The sequence below is a fragment of the Brachybacterium sp. JB7 genome, from assembly GCF_003335205.1.
Lineage (GTDB): Bacteria > Actinomycetota > Actinomycetes > Actinomycetales > Dermabacteraceae > Brachybacterium > Brachybacterium alimentarium.
In genome coordinates this window covers 1-1,272 of record NZ_QPGN01000044.1, presented here as the reverse complement: position 1 = coordinate 1,272, position 1,272 = coordinate 1, and the positions used below count along the sequence as shown (strand labels likewise).

2 protein-coding genes and 1 pseudogene are annotated in these 1,272 nt (G+C 71.9%); 1 reads left to right on the top strand and 2 read right to left on the bottom strand.

Going from position 1 to position 1,272, the window contains the following annotated elements:
* Positions 1-276, top strand: a 276-nt coding sequence (locus CIK81_RS17840; protein WP_199586425.1) for a glutaredoxin family protein, incomplete at its 5' end; no start/stop codon positions are given.
* 208 nt (positions 277-484) lie between these two features.
* Here CIK81_RS17840 and CIK81_RS17835 read toward each other — a convergent pair.
* Entirely contained in the window at positions 485-583 is a 99-nt protein-coding gene (locus CIK81_RS17835; RefSeq protein WP_074712200.1) for an AURKAIP1/COX24 domain-containing protein, read from the bottom strand.
* A gap of 131 nt (positions 584-714) precedes the next feature.
* Positions 715-1,272, bottom strand: a pseudogene (locus CIK81_RS17830) (hypothetical protein); the annotation flags it as partial.

Below are 1,272 nucleotides of genomic sequence, written 5' to 3'. Positions count from 1 at the left end.
GACCCCGACGCCAGGGTGCTGTACCTGACCCGCGACGGATGCCACCTGTGCGAGGACGCCCTGCCCGTGGTCCGGGCCGAGGCAGACCGCGCGGGCACCGCCGTCGAGGTGGTCGACATCGACGCCGACGAGCAGCTGCGTGCGGACTGGGACTACGACGTGCCCGTCATCATCGTCGACGGCGCCGTCCATGCCAGGTACCGCGTGGAGGCCGAGCAGCTGCGCGCGGCCCTGCGGAAGCGGCCGTGGTGGCGCCGTCTCACCGGCCGCGCCTGAACTGCACCGATCGCCTGAACCGCACCGGGCCGCCTGAACACCACCGGGCCGCCGGAGCAGCATCGACCGCGCCTGAACCGCACTGGTCGCCCGTGAGCGATCGCCCCCGGACATACGACGTGCCCACACGCCCCCCGGACACGCGACCGCCCTCGAACAAGCAACGGCCCCCGCCTCTCGGCGGGGGCCGTTGCACATCACACAGTGCTCACTTCTTGTTGCGGCGCTGGTGGCGAGTCTTGCGAAGCTGCTTGCGGTGCTTCTTCTTGGACATGCGCTTGCGTCGCTTCTTGACGACAGAACCCATAGGATGCCTCTTGTTCTGCAGGCCGACGCCTGCGGGATGGTCCAACTGATCAGGAGTGCGCGGCCCGCGAGGACCGCCAGAAGCGGTCCAGTGATGCGGCGCGGGCCCGACGCCACGGTCGACGCATCATTCTACACAGAAGGTCTGGGTGTCTCCCCACGGGCGAGTGCGAGATCTCTCGTCACTGCGTCCGCGCGGGCGAGTTCGGCGTCGACCGGAGCCACCACGTGGGATGCGGCGACCTCCCGCACCCGGCCCAGCAGCACCCGTCGTGCCCGGCGCCGATGCCGCCTCGCGGTGACCCCGGCGAGCGCGACCCCGGCCAGGCCGATCAGGATGCCGGCGGCGATCCCCAGCACCAGCAGCGCCGTGGGCAGCGGGATCGGGATCCACAGCTCCTCGATCATCGGCATCGGCGGCGGTGGGATCTGCAGCAGCGCCAGCACGACGTTCAGCGCGAGCCAGCCCAGGCCCACCACCCACACGAGCATCGCGAGCCACTGCAGCACATCGAGCACCGGCCACCACCAGGAGGTCGTGCGCCCGCGCAGATCCGCGCCGGCGACCGCCTGGTCCAGGGCGTCGGGCAGCTCGTCCTCGCGCGAGCGGGCGGCACCGCGCACGGCGGCCCGCCAGGCGTCCCCGCCGCCCTCGGAGGACGTGTCGGCGAAGCGGCGCACCGAGGTGGA